The 18,602-nt window shown below is 61.8% G+C and carries 21 protein-coding genes, 1 tRNA gene and 4 pseudogenes; 16 read left to right on the forward strand and 10 right to left on the reverse strand.

What is annotated here, in order from left to right:
• The first annotated feature begins 214 nt into the window (after positions 1–214).
• Both ACZ1HK_RS19315 and ACZ1HK_RS19320 read left to right on the forward strand, forming a co-directional pair.
• A complete protein-coding gene (locus ACZ1HK_RS19315; RefSeq protein WP_472630060.1) occupies positions 215–688 on the forward strand; it encodes an MmcB family DNA repair protein in 474 nt (157 codons plus the stop codon).
• Between the two features lie 213 nt (positions 689–901).
• The gene (locus tag ACZ1HK_RS19320) at positions 902–1,540 is read left to right on the forward strand and encodes an outer membrane protein (protein ID WP_472630885.1); all 639 of its coding nucleotides are present in this window, start codon (positions 902–904) and stop codon (positions 1,538–1,540) included.
• Positions 1,541–1,597: 57 nt separating this feature from the next.
• Here the strand turns inward: ACZ1HK_RS19320 and ACZ1HK_RS19325 are convergent, their stop codons facing one another.
• Positions 1,598–1,792 (reverse strand): DUF6324 family protein, encoded by a 195-nt coding sequence (locus tag ACZ1HK_RS19325; RefSeq protein WP_472630061.1) that lies wholly within the window; start codon positions 1,790–1,792, stop codon positions 1,598–1,600.
• Between the two features lie 69 nt (positions 1,793–1,861).
• Between ACZ1HK_RS19325 and ACZ1HK_RS19330 the strand changes: the two genes are divergently transcribed.
• From ACZ1HK_RS19330 to ACZ1HK_RS19340, 3 genes are all read left to right on the forward strand, one after another.
• Complete coding sequence (locus ACZ1HK_RS19330; protein WP_472630062.1) at positions 1,862–2,167, forward strand: hypothetical protein; 306 nt, start codon at positions 1,862–1,864, stop codon at positions 2,165–2,167.
• Entirely contained in the window at positions 2,164–2,352 is a 189-nt protein-coding gene (locus tag ACZ1HK_RS19335) for a GNAT family N-acetyltransferase (RefSeq protein ID WP_472630063.1), read from the forward strand. The genes ACZ1HK_RS19330 and ACZ1HK_RS19335 overlap by 4 nt, the downstream gene beginning before the upstream one ends.
• 45 nt (positions 2,353–2,397) lie before the next feature.
• Positions 2,398–2,474 (forward strand) — tRNA-His (locus ACZ1HK_RS19340).
• A 145-nt stretch (positions 2,475–2,619) separates the two neighbouring features.
• On the opposite strand, the pseudogene ACZ1HK_RS19345 reads toward ACZ1HK_RS19340, so the two are convergent.
• Positions 2,620–2,832: pseudogene (locus ACZ1HK_RS19345) on the reverse strand (DUF6476 family protein); the annotation flags it as partial.
• On the opposite strand from ACZ1HK_RS19345, the gene ACZ1HK_RS19350 reads away from it, so the two are divergent.
• The 7 genes and pseudogenes from ACZ1HK_RS19350 to ACZ1HK_RS19380 all read left to right on the forward strand — a co-directional run bounded on the left by ACZ1HK_RS19350 (position 2,798) and on the right by ACZ1HK_RS19380 (position 7,730).
• A complete protein-coding gene (locus ACZ1HK_RS19350; protein WP_472630064.1) occupies positions 2,798–3,811 on the forward strand; it encodes an RluA family pseudouridine synthase in 1,014 nt (337 codons plus the stop codon). The pseudogene ACZ1HK_RS19345 and the gene ACZ1HK_RS19350 overlap by 35 nt on opposite strands.
• 178 nt (positions 3,812–3,989) lie before the next feature.
• The gene (gene rpoH / locus ACZ1HK_RS19355) at positions 3,990–4,886 is read left to right on the forward strand and encodes an RNA polymerase sigma factor RpoH (RefSeq protein ID WP_472630065.1); all 897 of its coding nucleotides are present in this window, start codon (positions 3,990–3,992) and stop codon (positions 4,884–4,886) included.
• 202 nt (positions 4,887–5,088) lie between these two features.
• Positions 5,089–5,523 carry a hypothetical protein gene (locus ACZ1HK_RS19360; RefSeq protein WP_472630066.1) on the forward strand — a complete coding sequence of 145 codons (435 nt, stop codon included), beginning with the start codon at positions 5,089–5,091 and terminating at the stop codon, positions 5,521–5,523.
• A 24-nt stretch (positions 5,524–5,547) separates the two neighbouring features.
• Positions 5,548–6,522, forward strand: coding sequence for a Gfo/Idh/MocA family protein (locus tag ACZ1HK_RS19365; protein ID WP_472630067.1), 975 nt, complete (start codon positions 5,548–5,550; stop codon positions 6,520–6,522).
• A 32-nt stretch (positions 6,523–6,554) separates the two neighbouring features.
• Positions 6,555–6,860, forward strand: coding sequence for a DUF4389 domain-containing protein (locus tag ACZ1HK_RS19370; RefSeq protein WP_472630068.1), 306 nt, complete (start codon positions 6,555–6,557; stop codon positions 6,858–6,860).
• Between the two features lie 113 nt (positions 6,861–6,973).
• On the forward strand, positions 6,974–7,216 hold the full coding sequence (locus tag ACZ1HK_RS19375; RefSeq protein WP_472630069.1) for a CDGSH iron-sulfur domain-containing protein: 243 nt from the start codon (positions 6,974–6,976) through the stop codon (positions 7,214–7,216).
• Positions 7,217–7,461: 245 nt separating this feature from the next.
• Positions 7,462–7,730 (forward strand): annotated as a pseudogene (locus tag ACZ1HK_RS19380) (DksA/TraR family C4-type zinc finger protein).
• A 4-nt stretch (positions 7,731–7,734) separates the two neighbouring features.
• Here ACZ1HK_RS19380 and ACZ1HK_RS19385 read toward each other — a convergent pair.
• The 8 genes and pseudogenes from ACZ1HK_RS19385 to ACZ1HK_RS19420 all read right to left on the reverse strand — a co-directional run bounded on the left by ACZ1HK_RS19385 (position 7,735) and on the right by ACZ1HK_RS19420 (position 14,358).
• A complete protein-coding gene (locus ACZ1HK_RS19385; RefSeq protein ID WP_472630070.1) occupies positions 7,735–8,634 on the reverse strand; it encodes a M28 family metallopeptidase in 900 nt (299 codons plus the stop codon).
• A complete protein-coding gene (locus ACZ1HK_RS19390) occupies positions 8,631–9,110 on the reverse strand; it encodes a GNAT family N-acetyltransferase (RefSeq protein ID WP_472630071.1) in 480 nt (159 codons plus the stop codon). Before ACZ1HK_RS19390 ends, ACZ1HK_RS19385 begins: the two co-directional genes overlap by 4 nt.
• Positions 9,107–10,928 (reverse strand): annotated as a pseudogene (locus tag ACZ1HK_RS19395) (M3 family oligoendopeptidase). The gene ACZ1HK_RS19390 and the pseudogene ACZ1HK_RS19395 overlap by 4 nt, the downstream one beginning before the upstream one ends.
• Before the next feature lie 188 nt (positions 10,929–11,116).
• The gene (locus tag ACZ1HK_RS19400) at positions 11,117–11,449 is read right to left on the reverse strand and encodes an AAA+ family ATPase (protein WP_472630072.1); all 333 of its coding nucleotides are present in this window, start codon (positions 11,447–11,449) and stop codon (positions 11,117–11,119) included.
• A gap of 34 nt (positions 11,450–11,483) precedes the next feature.
• A complete protein-coding gene (locus ACZ1HK_RS19405; protein WP_472630073.1) occupies positions 11,484–12,491 on the reverse strand; it encodes an endonuclease/exonuclease/phosphatase family protein in 1,008 nt (335 codons plus the stop codon).
• Positions 12,492–12,536: 45 nt separating this feature from the next.
• Complete coding sequence (locus ACZ1HK_RS19410; RefSeq protein ID WP_472630074.1) at positions 12,537–13,238, reverse strand: TerB family tellurite resistance protein; 702 nt, start codon at positions 13,236–13,238, stop codon at positions 12,537–12,539.
• Positions 13,239–13,285: 47 nt separating this feature from the next.
• Entirely contained in the window at positions 13,286–13,756 is a 471-nt protein-coding gene (locus tag ACZ1HK_RS19415) for a GNAT family N-acetyltransferase (protein ID WP_472630075.1), read from the reverse strand.
• Positions 13,753–14,358 (reverse strand): VOC family protein, encoded by a 606-nt coding sequence (locus ACZ1HK_RS19420; protein ID WP_472630076.1) that lies wholly within the window; start codon positions 14,356–14,358, stop codon positions 13,753–13,755. Before ACZ1HK_RS19420 ends, ACZ1HK_RS19415 begins: the two co-directional genes overlap by 4 nt.
• Positions 14,359–14,434: 76 nt before the next feature.
• Here ACZ1HK_RS19420 and ACZ1HK_RS19425 point away from each other — a divergent pair, with 76 nt between their 5' ends.
• From ACZ1HK_RS19425 to ACZ1HK_RS19440, 4 genes and pseudogenes are all read left to right on the forward strand, one after another.
• A complete protein-coding gene (locus tag ACZ1HK_RS19425; RefSeq protein WP_472630077.1) occupies positions 14,435–15,007 on the forward strand; it encodes a 5-formyltetrahydrofolate cyclo-ligase in 573 nt (190 codons plus the stop codon).
• Positions 15,008–15,016: 9 nt separating this feature from the next.
• Positions 15,017–15,816: pseudogene (locus tag ACZ1HK_RS19430) on the forward strand (TIGR00282 family metallophosphoesterase).
• Positions 15,813–16,715 (forward strand): DMT family transporter, encoded by a 903-nt coding sequence (locus tag ACZ1HK_RS19435; RefSeq protein ID WP_472630078.1) that lies wholly within the window; start codon positions 15,813–15,815, stop codon positions 16,713–16,715. Before ACZ1HK_RS19430 ends, ACZ1HK_RS19435 begins: the two are co-directional and overlap by 4 nt.
• Positions 16,716–16,813: 98 nt before the next feature.
• Positions 16,814–18,595: an SLC13 family permease gene (locus ACZ1HK_RS19440; RefSeq protein ID WP_472630079.1), complete on the forward strand. Its 1,782-nt coding sequence runs from the start codon at positions 16,814–16,816 to the stop codon at positions 18,593–18,595.
• Positions 18,596–18,602: the final 7 nt, after the last annotated feature.

Consider the following 18,602-nt stretch of genomic DNA (forward strand, 5'->3'; position numbering starts at 1 on the left):
CACAACCGTAGAGGCGTTCATTCCCGAGGACCTGTATGTACAGGTGGGCGCCAGGTAACCGGACCACGGCCCGGCCAGAGCCAGCTCCCTCGGAATTGCTTAAGGCCACCGGAATATTGCCACAGGTACGAAGAAGGGCAGACCCGTCCCCACGCCATGTAGGCGGGAAGAGGCCATGGGGCAAGGGCGCTGCGCGCTTGTAAATGTTCTGTTAATGTTCCATTCTGCCCAGATGGACACGGTGCTTGATCCCCTCGCAAACGCAAAACCTGGCCAGCTTTTGGCCCGGGGCGTGTGCCGCCATTTACGCGCCCATGATTTTGTGACGTTGGAGGAATTCGCGCCCGAACGTGGCAAGCGGCTGGATGTGATGGCGCTTGGCCCGAAAGGAGAGCTCTGGGTGATCGAATGCAAATCCTCTCGCGTCGATTTCACCTCGGACGCAAAATGGGAGGGATATCTCGAATGGGGCGACCGGTATTTCTGGGCGGTGGATGAGAATTTCCCGACCGAATTGCTGCCCGATGAGACTGGCCTGATCATCGCGGATGGGTATGACGCCGAAATCCTGCGGTTTGGCCCCGAGACCAAGTTGGCAGGTGCCCGGCGCAAGGCCGTGACGCAGAAATTTGCACGTCATGCGGCGCTTCGATTGCACCTTTTGCGCGACCCAGAACAAGTCCTGTAACTATGCAAAACACCTGAGCGGCCCAGTTTATTCGGTGCAAAAATGAAGGCCTCTATGCGCATTTGCGCGCAACACAAATACCTGAAAATTATAGGAAAAAGTTACACGCCAAGGTGATTTCCCAGTGATGACTTCCCGTGGCTAGGACGGGGTGAGATCATTCGCAGTCAGGAAACACACCATGAAACTCTCTCCCTCCTTATCGCTTCATTCATCGCCGCTGGTACCGGCGCGTCGGCGCAATCCCTGCAAGACCCGTACGGCTTCGTCTTCGGCGGCGTTACGTTTGAAGGCCAATCGGATTTCGACGGCATCATCACGCCGCCGGGCGGCTTGCAGTCGGTCGATACTGACTATGACAGCGGTTTCAACTTTGGCATTGGCGTCGGCGCAACGATCGCGCCTTCGGTCCGGGCGGAAGTTGAATTGAGCTACTCCCAGTCCGATGCCGATCAGATCTTTTTCTCCGGCAATGGGCCGGCGGCAGAGGTCAATGTCGATGGCGGCATTCGCGCCACAACCCTGTTCGGCAACGTGCACTACGATTTCGACACAGGCGGACCTTTCACACCCTATTTCGGCGCGGGCCTTGGCGCGGCTTTTGTTGAGCAGGATCTTGTTTATGGACCCGGCGTGGCGGTGAACGAAGATGACACGGTGTTCGCAGCCCAGTTGATCGCGGGTGGGTCATACGACCTTAGCGATACGCTCGCACTGACTGCTGACCTTCGGTATCGCCGCCTGTTTGATGTGGAGTCGAACCGGTTCAACCCGGCAGGTGTAAGCACGGGCATTGTGACCGGTGATTACAACGACTTGTCCGTGAATGTGGGCCTTCGGTTCAGCTTCTGAACAAGCCCTTTTGGTGCGAGGCATGGGGCCGACTTCACGGTCGGGCCCGAGTGTCCTCTAACCCTTCTTAGCGGCTTTACGCGCGGCCGCGGCTGCGGCGCGCAGTTCATCCGCAATCTCTTCCGCCTCCTCCGGGTCGAAATCCATCGGCAGGTCAATCCCCTCACCTGCAATGTAGATGCGCACCATGCCAAGCGTCGTTGGCCCGATCTGAAGGTCAGCCGCCATTTCGTTTTCGCTGTTGATGCCCATCGCTCGCGTCTCCAAGGTTGCGCAGACGAGGTAGCGCACCGCGCCGCCCAAGTGCAAGAGAAGGGGGCCATGGCTGAGATTGAGTTTCGTGACCTCGCGCCCGGAGATGCCGGTTGGCTGATTGAACAGCACGCGACGCTTTACGCGACCGAAGAGGGCTTTGACGCGAGCTTCGAGGCCTTGGTCGCCCGCATCCTTGCCGATTTCATTGACCACCGGCGCGCACCGGTCGAGCGTGGCTGGATCGCATGGGACGGCACGACGCGCCTTGGTTCCATCTTCTGCGTCACCGGGCCGGATCCGGACACCGCAAAACTGCGCCTGTTCCTGCTTGTCCCCGGCGCGCGGGGAAGGGGCTTGGCCAGAAGCTATTGAGCCTGTGTCTTGATCATGCCCGTGCGCAGGGCTTCAAACGCATGACGCTCTGGACCCACGAAAGCCACCGGGCCGCCTGCGCGCTCTACGAAAAAGCGGGATTCACATGTGTGTCGTCGAGGCCCGTCCATTCGTTTGGGGTGGACCTTGTGGAACAGGAATGGACCAAGGATTTGACCGCCTGACACCCCTTGCAATCGCCAAACCTCGGCGCTATTCCCCGGCGGTGTGCCGGCGTAGCTCAGTTGGTTAGAGCGCCTGATTGTGGATCAGGAGGTCCCCCGTTCGAGCCGGGGCGCTGGTACCATCCCAACCTTCACTCGTTCAGATCAAGCGTATCGACCAGTTCGCGTGTGTCCGACGCGTAGACCCGGATCACGCCGTCGTCGCCCACCAAAATGGTGTAGCCGTTGACGATGCTGTAACCCACTGTCTCCACTCCCAGCGGAAATTCGAAAACGTCCGGGATGCACGAGAACCGGACGGCGATTGTCGCTGAGGTAGACGAGCATGAGCAGGATCACAGCGCCCACACCCAGCACCATCATAACGGCCAGACCTGTCACCAGTGTCTTGAGGAACCGCAGAGACGGGGGTAGGGGAAGCTCTTCTTCACTGGCAGGGTCAGACATGTCCGCATCCACGCGCATCGTTTCGGTTACCATCGGCCCCGATCCGGGACCGCGCCTTGATAAGGCAGTCGCGCGCGCCGTGCCAGAGGCAGAGGCGATCAGCCGCTCGCGCCTTGCAAAACTGATCCCAGCCGGAGCCGTTAAGGTGAATGGCGTGGCCGTGACGGACCCAAAGGCCAAAGTGGCCGAAGGCGATGTGGTCGAGATCAAGGTGGAAGAGGCGGCAGATGTCGACACGCTGCCTGAGGATATCCCCCTCGACATTTTGTTCGAGGATGCGGATCTGATCGTCGTCAACAAACCTGCCGGTATGGTCGTTCATCCCGCGACCGGCTCGCCCTCTGGCACGTTGGTCAACGCGCTGTTGCACCATTTCGGCGGCAACCTGTCTGGCGTGGGCGGTGAAAAGCGCCCGGGCATTGTCCACCGGATCGACAAGGATACCTCGGGCATTCTTGTTGTCGCCAAATCTGACCGCGCGCATCACGGGCTGGCAGCACAGTTCGCCGATCACTCGATGGAACGGGAATATCTTGCGGTCTGCCACGGCGTGCCCGATGGCTCCGATCCGCGCCTGCGGGGCGTGAAAGGTGTCAGCTTTGAAGGGGCGACATTGAAAATCACGACCCAGCTTGCCCGGCACAAGACAGATCGCCAACGCCAGGCAGTGCTGTTTTCCGGTGGTCGGCATGCCGTCACCCGCGTGCGTGTGCTTGAGGCGCATGGCCCCGTGGCACTTGTGGCGTGTCGGTTGGAGACCGGGCGCACGCATCAGATCCGGGTGCACATGGCCCATGCCGGGCACGCGTTGGTTGGCGATCAAACCTACGGCGGACGGCGGAAAGTGTCGGAGAAGGTGCCGGGTTCGGCCGCGATCAATGGCTTTCCGCGCCAAGCCCTGCATGCCGCTATTCTGGGGTTCACCCACCCGGTCACGCAGGACATGTTGCGGTTTGAGGCGCCGATCCCGGGTGATTTTCAGGCGCTGTTGGCTGAAATCTCCGCGTCTTAGGGCTGCCTGTGCGAAAATGCACGATATTGTGAGCGCACTGCGCTTGCCGTTCGTACGCGCGAGGCGCTATACCTCTCTTCCGGTTTTTCAGTTTAACCTCTTGTAAAGAAGTTAATCGTATTTACATGCAATCCAACCGGGCCGTAGCGCCCGTCCCGTGAACAGGGGGACCAAGATCATGGCCAACTATGCAAATCTACCCGCACCGACGCCAGAAGGCGGCCTGAACCGCTACCTTCAGGAAATCCGCAAATTCCCGATGTTGGAGCCGGAAGAGGAATTCATGCTCGCCAAACGCTGGGTCGAGCAGGAAGATACCGAAGCCGCCCACAAGATGGTCACATCCCACCTGCGCCTCGCCGCGAAAATCGCGATGGGCTACCGCGGCTATGGTCTGCCGCAAGCCGAAGTGATTGCCGAGGCCAATGTGGGCCTCATGCAGGCCGTCAAGAAATTCGACCCGGATAAGGGCTTCCGCCTTGCGACTTACGCCATGTGGTGGATCCGCGCCGCGATCCAGGAATACGTCCTGCGCTCGTGGTCGCTGGTGAAGCTTGGCACAACTTCGGCGCAGAAGAAGCTGTTCTTCAACCTGCGCAAGGCCAAGGCCCGGATCGGTGCCCTTGAAGAAGGTGATCTGCGCCCTGAGAACGTTGAGCGGATCGCCAATGATTTGGGCGTGACGGAGCAGGAAGTCGTTTCCATGAACCGACGCCTCTCGGGCGGTGACGCATCGCTGAACGCGACCGTAGGCTCCGATGATGAGGGCTCCGCCCAATGGCAGGATTGGCTGGAAGATGAAGACGCCGACCAGGCAACTGATTATGCCGAGCGCGACGAATATCAGGCCCGCATGGCCCTGATGGAAGAGGCGATGGAAGTCCTGAACGATCGTGAGAAAGACATCCTGACCCAGCGCCGTCTGCAGGAAAATCCGGTCACTCTAGAGGACCTGTCTGGCGTCTATGACGTCAGCCGCGAGCGTATCCGCCAGATCGAGGTGCGCGCGTTCGAGAAGCTGCAAAAGCGCATGCGCGAAATGGCGCGAGAGCAGGGCATGCTCGCCACCGCCTAAATCTCGTCTCCTCCAAGACGAACCATGACGGCCCGCGTGACCTCCCCACGCGGGCCGTTTTTCGTTTCATAACTCGTTTACCAAGTTGCCTTAGGTCGAGGTGCAGTGGGATTCGAAAGGGTGGGGGATACCTGACCTTTCGCCGGCTTGCCGCCGCGCCCATACTATCTGCACCCCTTCAAAGCCGAAAGGCACGCTTGTTATGACCATTCAAACCCTTCGCCCTATGTCCCCCGCTGCCCTTGTCCGCGCCACGGTCTCGCGCCTGGATGCAAAGCAGGAACAAGGGTTCCTGGTCTTTTCCAGCCGTCTCGCACATTACACCCCGACCCTGGCGACCTCGGACGAATTGTTGCGCACGGTCTTCGCAACACTGACGGCTGCGGCCCCTGCAGCCGACCGCCCGGACCTTACGCGGGACATCCTCGTTGGCCTTGCGCTGCATCTTCGCGATGCAGGCATGGCGCCGCGCGGTTACATCGCAATCCACGCAGCATTTCTCGATACCGTCGCCGATCGCCTCGGGTGTACGCCTGCGCTGACCTCTGCATGGGAAAACGCGACTGGCGCTATGCTGGCCACGATGATGGCCGCAGCCCACGGCCCGCGCAGTCACACCACCCCTCTGGCGGCCTGATCCGCACCGCGCTACCAAGGCCCCATGAAAGATCATCTGACATGGGGCATCCTTGGAACGGCCCGTTTTGCGCTTGGCACGATGGCGCCTGCCATCCACGCCAGCGCTCGCACCCGCTTGAAATCCATAGCCACACGCGCGCCTGAACGTTCGGCCCCGTTCACCGAGCGCTTCCCCGGGCTGCACGTCGAAACCGACTATGACGCGATCCTTGCCGACCCCGAGGTCGACGCCATCTACATCCCGCTGCCCAATGCGCTCCATACCGAGTGGAGCATTAAGGCGGCTGAGGCCGGCAAACATGTGCTCTGTGAAAAGCCTATTGGCCTGTCGACCGCCGACATTGACCGACTGATCGACACCCGCGACCGCACCGGAAACCTGATTGCCGAGGCATGGATGCCTGCCCATCACCCCCAATGGGCCCGCACCCGCGACCTGATCGCGGACGGCGCCATCGGTACCCTCAAAACCGTAACGGGCAGCTTCTGTTTCGGTGGCCTCGACGCTTCCAACATCCGCCTCAGCCAAGATATGGGCGGCGGCGCGCTTTACGATATCGGGGTCTACCCCATCGGCGGCTTCCGCTTCGCAACGGGGCTTGAACCACAACCGACCCATGTTGATTGGGTCCTCGAAAGTGGCGTCGATACCAGCACGTGGATCGCCATGCGCGCCGGCGATATCCGCTTCAATTTCCATCTCTCGATGCGCACCACAAAGCATCAACACATGGCCTTCCATGGCGACAAAGGTACGCTCACCCTGCAAACGCCCTTCAACGCATACTATTGGGGCGAGGCGCAAATCCATTTGACCCGTTCGGATACCGAGGCGGAGGTCATCCGCTTTCCGCAGGTCGATCAATACATTGCGCAAGTCGAAAACGTGGCCGCCCACGCGCTTGATGGCACCCCCTTCGGCAACCCGCTTGAATTCACCCGGGGCACGCAATCCGCGCTTGATGCGATCTTTGCCATGGGTCGCGCCAACGGCTAAACTGGCCCCACGTCACACAGAGGAATGCGCCAATGTCTCGCAACGATGATGAAAGCCTCGACGGACGCATGAATGGCGAACAGCCGCTGGCCGAGAAAGACAGCCTGCTCCAGCGCCTGCTTTACATGATCATCATTGCCTTCATGCTCAGCTTTGCCAGCACGATCCTGACCGCTGTGACCGTGATCCAGTTTATCGTCATGCTTGCCTCCAAGGGCGAGCCGAACGAGCGGCTGGCAGATTTCGGCACCGATCTGGGCATCTGGATCGCCAAGGCCGCCCGCTATCAGGTGGCCGCATCCGAGGTGAAGCCCTGGCCCTGGACAGATCTGGACTAACCAGCTGTGACTGAGCGCTGGCGCACATGGCCTGCGCGCCCCGGCCGGTTGACGCGGAGGGCGCGACCGCCACTTCTAGTCCTCCAACACCAGCCAGCACGGAGCAAACCACAATGTCCGACGCCCCCAAGATCGCCCAAACCGCCCCCTACGCCGTCGATGTCGAGGCTGGGAAAAGCTACTTCTGGTGTTCGTGCGGTCAATCGGCGAACCAGCCCTTCTGCGACGGTTCGCACAAGGGCAGTGACTTCACCCCGATGAAATACACCGCCGAGAAAGACGGCAAAGCGTTTTTCTGTGGGTGCAAGGCGACGGCGAAAGCGCCACTTTGTGACGGATCACATAGCAAGCTCTAAGGCGCGAAGCTCAGCGATAAACCTGAACGCTGCGAGCAGAGCCTCGAGATCCGAGGAGGGGCAGGTTTCTTCATTCGCCTTCGCAACGCTATGCCATTGTGCGGCTCATCCCTCCCGCAAAAGCCACGCCGGCAAAAATCGCGTTCGGCCGCTGCCTGTATGTCGGCATTCTTGAACCCTTTGGCATTCCGTCCCGAGTTAGTTTGGTCGGCGAAGTAAGAGCGCGCAGCATTTGGAGAGGGGCCATGGCGGGCGGATGGGCGAAAGACGGCGCAGTTAGTGAACAGATCGAGGCGTCGATCTCCGATGAACTTGCGCGCCTGCGCGCGCGCAAAGGTCCGCAAGGCGAAAGTCTGACCCAGTGCGCCGATTGCGACGAGCCAATCCCCGACGCGCGGCGCAAGGCCATTCCTGGTGTCAAACTCTGCATTGAGTGCGCGACGGACCGTGATGCCCGCCCTGAGGTGCGTAGGGCATCAACCGGCGGGGCTCGAAGGACAGTCAGCTGAAATAGGCGATCAAAGCCCGCAATACCGGGCTACTCCTGCAATCACCAAGCGCGTGGCCTGCTCCAACCGCGCGAAATCCAGCGCATCTAGAGTATCTCTGCTGGTCCCATAGCGCGGGTCCTCTACGCCGCCGTCGTAGAGCCCCATCGCTGGAAATCCGGCCGCCTCAAATGGCATGTAATCGCTGGCCCAAATGTCAGTGTGAGTCGTGTTCAGGGTCGTATACTGCGCCGCCACAACTGCCATCATGCGCGCGAATGCCTCGGATGCCGTATCGTTGCTCGGCACCACATTGCCCATGTCGTATTCGACGACCATCGGCATCGCCGGGTTTGGCGGTCGCCATCCCAACATGTCGAGGTTGATCATCATCTCGATCGGCCAACCCTCGGCACGCGCGAACTCTGCAACAGCTTGCGAGCCGAAAAAGCCCTGCTCCTCACCCGCAAAAGCCACTGCAGCCACGCCTTTGTCCAACCCTGCACCAGACAGGATGCGGTACGCCTCCAACATCGCGGCCATGCCTGTTGCATTGTCGTTTGCACCCGGTGCGCTGGTCATCGATATCTCTGATGCGCTGTCGAAATGGGCGCCGATCAGGATCACGCCGCGTGTGTCACTCGCATCGCCCAAAATGAAGTTGTGCCTTGTTTTGCCCGACGGCATCTCGAAGGCAAACCGCGTCACGTCTCCCTGCGAAGCCATCAAATCGTGAACCCACGCCTCGACCACCGGAAATTGAGGATGCTCCGTGAACCGGGTCGGAAACGCGGTCAGCCCGTGGACGGTATCGACCAGAGCCTCTCTCGTAACCTGATCGACCAACGCCGCAATCGGATCGCTTTGCGTCCATCCCGGTCGAGCGGCGAGGGCCGCCGCACTCGCCAAAACCATCCTGCGGTCCATCATTGCAACGCCATCCTCAACAAATCCTGCGGTCCGGCACGACCCTCCAGCCAATCCTGGCCCGTGTCGACAAAACCGCCCTTCAGGTAGCAGGCAATGGCGGCCTTGTTCACATGGTTGACGGTCAAATCGACACTCGGCCGGTCAGGGTATTGGCCCGCCAAATGCGCCTGCATCGCCCGCACCGCTGCCGTTGCAATCCCGCGTCCTTGATGGTCCGCGTCAATCATGAACGCCCGCAGACCCAAGGCACCCTGCGCGCAGATGGGGATGTTGTAGTGGTAAGCTCGGTCAATCTTGAACAGCCCGACCGGAACGCCATCCGCAAAAATCCCGTGCAAATCAAACCGCAACGGGTCTTCCGCAAAGGCTTCCTCCGGCGTGCCGGAAAACACCTCTTGCTTCGGCAACACCCGAATATGCGCAAACCGCGCCTTATCCTCTGGCCCAAGCCGAGCCAGAGAAACCTTTGGGATCACTCCATCGCCTCAAGCTCGTCGATGAAGCCTTCGATCATGCTCAACCCCTTGTCCCAAAACGCAGGGTCGCTGGCATCCAGGCCAAAGGGCGCCAAAAGCTCTTTGTGGTGCTTTGATCCGCCGGCTTTGAGCATGTCGAAATACTTCTCCTCAAAGTCCTCCGCACCCTCGGCATAGACGGCATAGAGCGCATTCACGAGGCCATCGCCAAACGCATAGGCGTAGACGTAGAAGGGCGAGTGCACAAAGTGCGGGATGTAGGCCCAGAAAGTCTCATACCCCTCCATGAAATTGAACACGGGGCCCAGGCTTTCGCCTTGCACGGACATCCACAGCGCGTTGATGTCGTCGACCGTTAGCTCGCCATTGCCACGCGCCGCGTGCAGCTTGCATTCGAAATCGTAGAAGGCGATTTGCCGAACGACCGTGTTGATCATGTCCTCGACCTTGCCCGCTAGCATGACCTTGCGCGCGGCATCGTCCTTGGCTTCCGACAGCATCTTGCGGAATGTCAGCATCTCACCAAACACGGATGCGGTTTCCGCCAGCGTCAGCGGAGTGGACGACAACATCTCGCCCTGGCCCGCCGCCAGCCGCTGATGCACGCCATGGCCCAATTCATGGGCGAGCGTCATCACGTCACGCGGTTTGCCCAGGTAGTTGAGCATCACGTAAGGGTGCACATCCGTCACCGTGGGATGCGCGAAGGCACCGGGTGCCTTGCCTTCCTTCACGCCGGCATCAATCCAGCCATCGGTGAAGAACGGACGCGCCAGTTCTTCCATCCGCGGATCGAACGCCGCGTAAGCCTCCGACACGAGGCGCCGCGCCTCATCCCAGCCCACAAGCCGGTCCTCTTCCATCGGCAAGGGTGCGTTACGGTCCCAGACCTCCAGCGTGTCCAGACCCATCCACTTGGCCTTCAGCTTGTAATAGCGATGCGATAGCCGCGGATAGGCGGCCACGACGGCATTGCGCAACGCCTCAACCACCTCCGGCTCTACATGGTTCGACAGGTGCCGCCCCATTTGTGGCGTCGGCAGGCCCCGCCAGCGGTCATGGATTTCTTTCTCTTTGGCCAGCGTGTTGTGCACCCGCGCGAACAACGGCGCGGTTTCACTGAATTTCGCGGCGAGTGCCCGCGCGCCCGCTTCCCGCTGCGCCCGGTCGCTATCGGTCAACAGGTTCAGCGTCGCCTCGATCCCCATCGCCTCGCCATCGACCTCGAACGACAGCCCCGCGATCTGCTCATCGAACAGCTTGTTCCACGCCGAGGCGCCGACAACGGACTTGTCATGCAGGAACTTTTCCAACTCATCCGACAATTGGTACGGCTTCATCGCCCGCATCCGGTCAAAAACCGGCTTGTATCGGCCCAGATCGGCATTGTCGGCCATCATCGCGTCGTACTGCGCATCCTCGATCCGGTTGAATTCCAAAGAGAAAAATACCAGAGGCGTGGTGAATGCGGTGATCTTGTCCTGCATGTCCGACATGAACTTGGCGCGCTCACCATCCGTGGTCTTCTGGTAGTACCGCAGCCCCGCAAACGACATGATCCGTCCTGCGATCAGGTCGATCTTCTCATAGCGCAGCGTGCACTCCAGCAGCCCCGCCGCGTCCAGATCCGCCAACTTGCCCTCGTAATCCTCCGCGAAGGACCGACAAGCACCTTCCAGCCAATCCAGATCCGCTTCAACTCGGCCGCGTTCTCGCCCGGATAGAGATCGCTCAGATCCCATTCCGGCAGATCGCCCAACGGCATCCCCCGGCATCAGAGGCTGCATCACGGACAGGGGCGGGAAAAGTCAGGCGCATGGGAAATCCTCGTGTCATTTGGCGTTCGGCTAGATATGCGCCCGTGCGTTCCGGGTCACAAGTCGACTGCCCATCTTTGTTCCCCGAAAATGCCGGGGGAGTCCAAGGACGGGGGCAGAGCCCCCTCGCGCGGGCGTCAGCCCGCGCCACCGGCGACGCGCAGGGCGCGGCGCAATCCCTCCGCTGCCCTAAAGCTCCACGTCGCCGTTTTCGCCGACCTCAGGCTCAAAGGGCGGCGCATCGGGCGAGCGGCGGATGATGATGTCACCATTGGGCAATCGTTCCGGTAACTCGTAGGAGGTGACGTCATCCATCAACTCGCCCATCCGGTTCAGGAACGGCAGAACCTCTTCCTCGAAATAGGGCCGCGCCTCTTCCAGCATCGGCCGCATTTCCTCCATCAGACCTTCCAGGATCATCTGCGCGCCTTCGCCCAACAGGCCCAGACCCTCGCTCAGATCACCGTCGTCCTGCGCCGCCGCAGGCGTCGCAAGCGCCAACGCCCCGGCGGTCAAACTCACTGCAATTACATGTTTCATGGGCATTAGATGGGGGTTACTCAGCCTCAAGATCAAGGCTGACAGGGAAATGGTCCGATGCTGTCAGCAATGCGTCGCGCACCTTCGGTTGGCCCCAACAGACCGGATCATCGAAGGGATGCCAGATGTGCCAGCCCTTTGCACGGGCCCGTAAACCAGGCGAAATCATCACGTAATCCAGCAATGCCTGCAGGTAGCGCCCCTCATGGCGCAGGAAAAAACGCGCGGTCGTGGGCGCGGCGGACACCCGCGATTGCAAAGCGCGCGCCGCATGGGGATCAAACAGGCGTAATCCCTGCGCCGCCTCGGTCCCCAGAACAATCTCCAACCCGGATCGACCGAACAGGGCCTCATATTCATCAAGGCCCGGGCCATCGTTCAGATCGCCAGCCACGATCAGGGCGTCGCCTGCCTGCAGATGCGCCTCGATCCGGCGCCGCAACCAGATGCACTGCGCCAATTGTTTGCGCCGGTTGGAAATCGCCAACCGCATGGCATGGGCCTCGTCCCGCGCCCCATGGGGGGCTTTGGATTTCACATGTGCCCCGATCATGCGCAGCGCGCCCAAAGGTGTCTCAAGGGCCAGTTCCAGGGGCGGCTTTGAAAAGCGCACTACGTCTTCGGAGGCGTCGATATCCAGATCGATCCGAAACTCGGTCTCAAAGCCCGGCGCCCCTATATCCACGGGGTCGTGCCGCGCTGTGATCACGTCTGCGTCATAGAGCAGCATCAATTCCTGCTGCGTTTCGTTTTCAAACCCCAAGCAAACCGCCCGCGCCCGGATGCCCGCGACCTCGGCGAAATTGCGCAACGCCGCGACCCCGTCGCGCCCGCGCGAACAATCCGGGGCCTCCACCACCAACACCGCATCGGCATCCAGCGCCCTGAAAACGGTGATCAACGCATCCGTCTGCTGCGCTTTGGTGACATCGCGCCGTCCGGACCAACTGGCATCGCGGATCAGATCCCCCGCATCGTCAAACAGCGTGTGGAACCATTCAACATTGTAAGTTGCGATCCGCATTCTGCCCCTCCTCAAGCCTTTGGCTCTCCTCGCAGCATGGCCTCTTCAGGCCGCGCGGCCCGCCTGTATCTCTTCCCAGGCGCGGTTGATCGCCACCATACGGCGTTCGGCCAGGCGCACGGCTTCCTCGGGGACGCCCCTTGCAATCATGCGGTCGGGGTGGGTTTCGCGGACTTCGGCCCGCCACGCGGCACGGATCTCGTCCATGCCAGCATCTGGCGAGACACCCAAAACCGTGTAGGGATCCGGCCCATAGTCGGGCGCATGGCGCGCGCGCAGCCGCTCAAAGGCCGGGCGTTCCATCCCGAAAATGTCCGCGACCCGCGCCAGGAATGCATCTTCGGCCGGGTGATATTCGCCATCGGCAGCTGCGATGTGGAACAGCCCTTCCATCAAGTCACACAGAACAGAGTCCACACCGCATGGCTGGCCTTCGACCCGGAACATGCGCGCAATGCGTTCGGCATAGGTCTCAAACCCGGCCACATCCTCACGGGCCATGTTGAAGACGCGCGCGGCGGCAGGCTCATCGGCGGGCGGGATGTGGAACACTTCGCGGAAGGCCGTAACCTCATCGCGCGTCACCAACCCGTCTGCCTTGGCCATCTTGGCCGACAGGGCGATCACGGCGATGGTGAAAGCCACGGTGCGTTCAGGTGGCGAGCGCAGTCGTGAAAAGACCTCCGACAGGCTTTCCCCTTGCCGCAGCGCCTCCAACGCGTCTGATATGCGAGACCACAATGACATGGGCTGACCTTAGCGCGGTCTTTCTGCAAACGTCAGGCCGAAAACACTCACAGCATCTTCTGCATCAGTACAAGGTCCAGATAACGCCCGAATTTATGCCCCGCCTCCGGCACCCGCCCCACTTCGACAAAGCCCATCGCGGCATGGAAGGCCAGGCCGCCTTCGTTCTCGCCCGAAATCCCGCCGATCAGCGAATGCGCCCCGTCGGCCCGGGCACTGTCTTCCAACGCACCCAATAGCGCGCGCCCTAGCCCATGCCCTCGCGCCGCGTCACTCAGGTAGATCGCATGCTCCATCGTCCGGGCATAGCCATCGCCACTTCGGAACGGGCCATAGGTGCCGAAGCCGCCGCAGGCCCCGTCGATCTCAGGCACGAAAACCGGCTGATCCGCCAGAACCTTCGCGATTTGGTCTTCAGTTTTGGGGGCGGAGGTGAACGTGATCGTCGTCTCCCGGATCACCTCGTTCCACAGGGTCAAAATGACCGGCAAATCCTCTGACGTGGCGCGCCGGATCATAGCTGGACAACACCGCCATTTGTGCGCAGCACCGCTTCAATCCGAGGTTTTTCCGCATACTCGATCGTGATCCACGTGTCCGTCAGGATGGGCCCCAACGCCGCTTCCAGTGCGTCTGCGTCAGGTGTCAGCAGCCGCAAATCCGCCAACCGCACCCCAGTATCCCGCAACGCCGGTGGCGGCGTATCCCATTGGATCAACGCCGGGAACAGCCCGCCAAACGGCGTCTGCCCACGCTCTGGCACGGCCATCCGCCAGCGCAAATCGCCACGTTCCAGCGACCACGGCACGCCACACCCCTCGGGCGCGCGCGCCAGTGCGGCCTCAAGATCATCACACCGCGCCGCCCAGTGGGTCAGCCCTGATCCCGGCCCGCGCGCATCCAGGTTGTACCAACGTGGCTGATCTGGCTCAGCGCCCTCCGGGTCCACCGCGATCACCTCAAAATAGGCATCTGGCCCCAACGACAGCAGCCGATTGTGCGTGCCCATCGCCACGTGCTGCCCGCCCGGAAGTAATTCCTGACCCAGCCGCGCCTCGATGTTTGCCACGCCCCGACCTAAGTCGCTGGTTGTGACGACGATATGATCCAATGTCAGCATGGCCTTGTCGTAACCGATGCCCCACGCGTCGGAAAGCCCGTTGCGCCCGACGCCCGCGCCGTGGCCTATGCACCCTATGACCCAAGACCGCAAAGCCGCCGCTCGCCAAGCCGCCTTCGCCGCCCGCAAGGCCGCCCATGCCGCCGTGCCGGGCGGCTCCGCGACCAAGCATCTGCTGGCTGCCATTGGCCGCGCGAAAGGCCGCATCATCGCGGGCTACATGCCGATCCGCACCGAGATTTCTCCGCTCTCGGCCATGTCGGAACTCCATGCCCTCGGCGCGCGCCTCTGCGTGCCTGTCATCAAAGGCGAAGGCCAGCCGCTCGATTTCCGAGAATGGACCCCCGATTGCACCATGGAAAGCGGCCCCTTCGGCGCGCAGGTCCCCGCGGTGGGCGACTGGCTCACCCCCGACACCCTCATTGTCCCGTTGGTCGCCTTCGACGCCAACCTCAACCGTCTGGGCTATGGCGGCGGCTTCTATGACCGCACGTTAGAACGCCTGCGCAGCGCCGCTCCCACCCGCGCCATCGGCTTCGCCTATGCCGCACAGGAACTGCCAGATGTCCCGCAGGAGCCTACGGACCAGCCTCTCGATGCACTCGTCACCGAACAAGGCCCCCTTGCCCCGCCGCGCACACCGGAATAACTCCGGCAGATGCGTATTCTCTTCCTAGGTGATGTCATGGGCCGCGCGGGCCGGGCCGCCATCACGAGCCGTCTGGCCCAACTCAAAACCGACTGGCGTGTCGACTTTGCCGTGGTAAACGGCGAAAACGCCACTTCCGGCGCGGGGCTGTCTGGCACCCACGCAAAGACCTTGCTTGATGCAGGGGCCGATTGCCTGACCCTGGGCGACCATGCCTTTGACCAGAAAGACATGCTCCAGTTCATCGAAACGGAGCCGCGCATCCTCCGCCCGCTGAACTTCTCCGCCCAGGCCCCTGGCAAGGGCGCGCGCCTGTTCGATGTCAAAGGCCGCAAAATCCTCGTGGCCCAAGCGCTTGGCCAGGTCTTCATGAAGCGCCCCTTTGCCGACCCGTTTTCGGCGCTTGAGGCCGCGCTCAAGCAACTGGGGGGCAAGCCGCTGTCCGCATCGTCGATTTCCATGCCGAGGCGACATCCGAGAAGATGGCCATGGGCCATTTCCTTGATGGTCGCGCGTCGCTGGTCGTCGGCACCCACACCCATGTCCCCACGGGGGACGCCATGATCTTGCCCGGCGGCACCGGCTACCTGACCGATGCGGGCATGTGCGGCGACTACAACTCCGTCATCGGCATGGAGAAGAAAGAGCCTCTGCGCCGCTTCCTCACAGGAATGCCAAAGGAACGCTTCACGCCCGCCACGGGGGATGCGACGCTCTCCGGCGTTCTGATCGAGACGGACCAAGGCGGAAAAGCCACGGCCATCACTCCGATCCGAGAGGGCGGGCGGCTGCAAGCCTCCACCCCATGAGCCAAAGCCGAACGACCCTGATCGCAATCCTCGTCGGCATGGGCGCGGCGTGGGGCATCACCCAGCCCCTGTCGAAAATTGCCGTCTCCGAGGGATATCGTGATATCGGCATCATCTTCTGGCAATTCGCAATCGGGGCAGGGCTGCTTGGTGCGCTGCTGCTGATCCGCCGCAAGCCCCTGCCCATCCGACCCGCCCACTTGCGGTTCTACCTGCTGATCGCGCTCATCGGCACGATCCTCCCCAATTGGGCCAGCTTCACCGCCGCCGTGCACCTTCCATCGGGCATCCTCTCCATAGTGATCGCCACCGTGCCGATGATGGCGCTTCCGATCGCTGTCGGGCTCGCGATGGACCGTTTCTCGCCCGCCCGGATCACTGGCTTGGCCCTCGGCCTGCTGGCGATTGTCCTCATCGCCCTGCCGGACACCAGCCTGCCCGAGGCTGGAATGGCCATCTGGCTGCCCATCGCGCTGATCGCGCCATTTCTCTACGCTTGCGAGGGAAACATCGTGGGGAAGTGGGGCACCTACGGCCTGGATGCGATGCAGGTTTTGGCTGGGGCCTCCATCTTGGGCCTCCTAATTTCGGCGCCGCTCGCAGTCGTGACTGGCGAATGGATTAATCCGCTCGGCCCATGGGGTGCGCCGGATTGGGCCATCCTTGGCTCCTCCATCGCCCATGTCGCGGCCTACGTCACTTATGTCTGGCTGGTCGGCGCAGCGGGCGCAGTCTTCACCGCGCAGGTCGGCTACCTCGTGACGGGCTTCGGAATCCTCTGGGCCAAGCTTATCCTCGGCGAAAGCTACAGCCCCTGGGTCTGGGCCGCGCTGGCGCTGATGATGGTGGGGCTATTTCTGGTGACCCCGCGCCCCGGCGCGGCACAGCCCGCGCAATAACCAAGCGGCTCGCGACGCAGCCCGCGCAATAACGCGCCTTGCCGCCGTCACCGGCCTCGGCCACACTCCCCGTAACGCTTCCAAGCTGACGGCTTCACATGCTTGATCTGCCGCTATCCCAGACCGGCGAGGGACTCCTCGCCCTGACCGTCCTTCTGGTCATGTTCGCCCTTTTCATGTGGGAGAAATGGCCAACCGAGGTTGTCGCCATCGGCGGCACCGCATGCCTGTTGGTTCTGGGACTTCTTCCCTATGATGACGCCATCGCCGTTTTGTCCAACCCCGCGCCGTGGACGATTGCGGCGATGTTCATCGTTATGGGGGCACTGGTGCGCACAGGCGCCCTCGATCGGCTCACAAAATTCGCTGAGACAAATGCCAAAGCCCGCCCCGCCGTCGCTGTCGTGAGCCTTCTGGCCTTCGTCGCCGTCGCCTCGGCCTTCATGAACAACACGCCGATTGTGGTCATCATGATCCCGGTCTTCGTGCAGATCGCCAAGATACTCGGCCAGTCGCCGTCGAAATTCCTCATCCCCCTCAGCTACGCCGCGATCATGGGAGGCACGTTGACGCTGATCGGCACCTCCACCAATCTGCTGGTGGACGGCGTGGCGCGAGCGCAGGGTTTGGAGCCCTTCACAATCTTCGAGGTTACCCCCATCGGCCTCGTCGTTGTCGCTTGGGGCATGCTCTACCTCACCCTCATCGGTCGTAGACTTCTACCGGATCGCACCTCCATGGCCGCGCTTCTGGGCGGAGGTCGGGCTCGCCCGAAATTCTTCACCGAGGTCGCGGTCCCCGAAGGGTCCGCCCTGATCGGGCAGGCGGTGCAAGAGGTTGATCTGTTCAAACGCGACGGCGTTCGCCTGATTGACGTCCTGCGCGGCGATGCCTCTCTGCGCCGCGACCTCAAAGGAGTCGAGCTGCGAGAAGGCGACCGCGTCGTCCTGCGCACCGAGATGTCGGAGGTCCTCAGTCTGCAAGAGTCGAAAGACCTCAAGACGGTCGACAAGCTCAGCCAGGTGGCGACTGCTACCGTCGAGGTGCTGATTACCCCCGGCTGTCGCATGATCGGCCGCTCGCTCGGTGCGCTCCGCTTGCGTCGCCGCTACGGCGTGTACCCATTGGCCGTCCACCGCAGGAACCAGAACATCGGCACGCAATTGGACGATTTGGTGGTTCGCGTCGGCGACACGCTCCTGCTTGAAGGCGATCCTGCCGATATCCAACGCCTCGCCGCCGATATGGACCTTGTGGATGTGTCTCAACCGTCCGAGCGTGCGTATCGCCGCGCCAAATCCCCCATCGCCATCGCCTGCATGATCGGCATCGTTGTACTTGCGGCGTTCAACGTGGCCCCCATCCTCGCTCTTGCCATCACAGCCGTCGCCATCGTCCTGCTGACTGGTTGCATTGACGCGGAAGAGGCGTTTTCTTTCATCGACGGCCGGCTGCTGGCCCTGATCTTCGCCATGCTCGCCGTTGGGGCAGCACTTTCGCATACAGGCGCGGTCGATCTGATCGTCGAACAAGTCGCCCCCGCTCTGTCTGCCGCGCCGACCTGGGTGCTTCTGATCGCTGTCTACTACCTTACGATGGTCCTGACCGAGCTCGTCTCCAACAACGCCGTTGCCGTCATCATGGCCCCCATTGCAATCGCGCTCGCCGCCGCCGTCGGCATTGACGCACGCCCCCTGGTGATCGCCGTGATGATTGCGGCCTCGGCCAGCTTCGCCACCCCGATCGGCTACCAAACCAACATGCTGGTCTACGGCCCGGGCGGTTACGCCTTCAGCGATTTTGTGCGCGTGGGTCTGCCTTTGAACCTCAGCCTTGGCATTGTCGTCTGTTTGGCGATACCGCTGATCTGGCCCCTTTGAGAAAGTG

The organism is Gymnodinialimonas sp. JB5-7, from assembly GCF_055693405.1.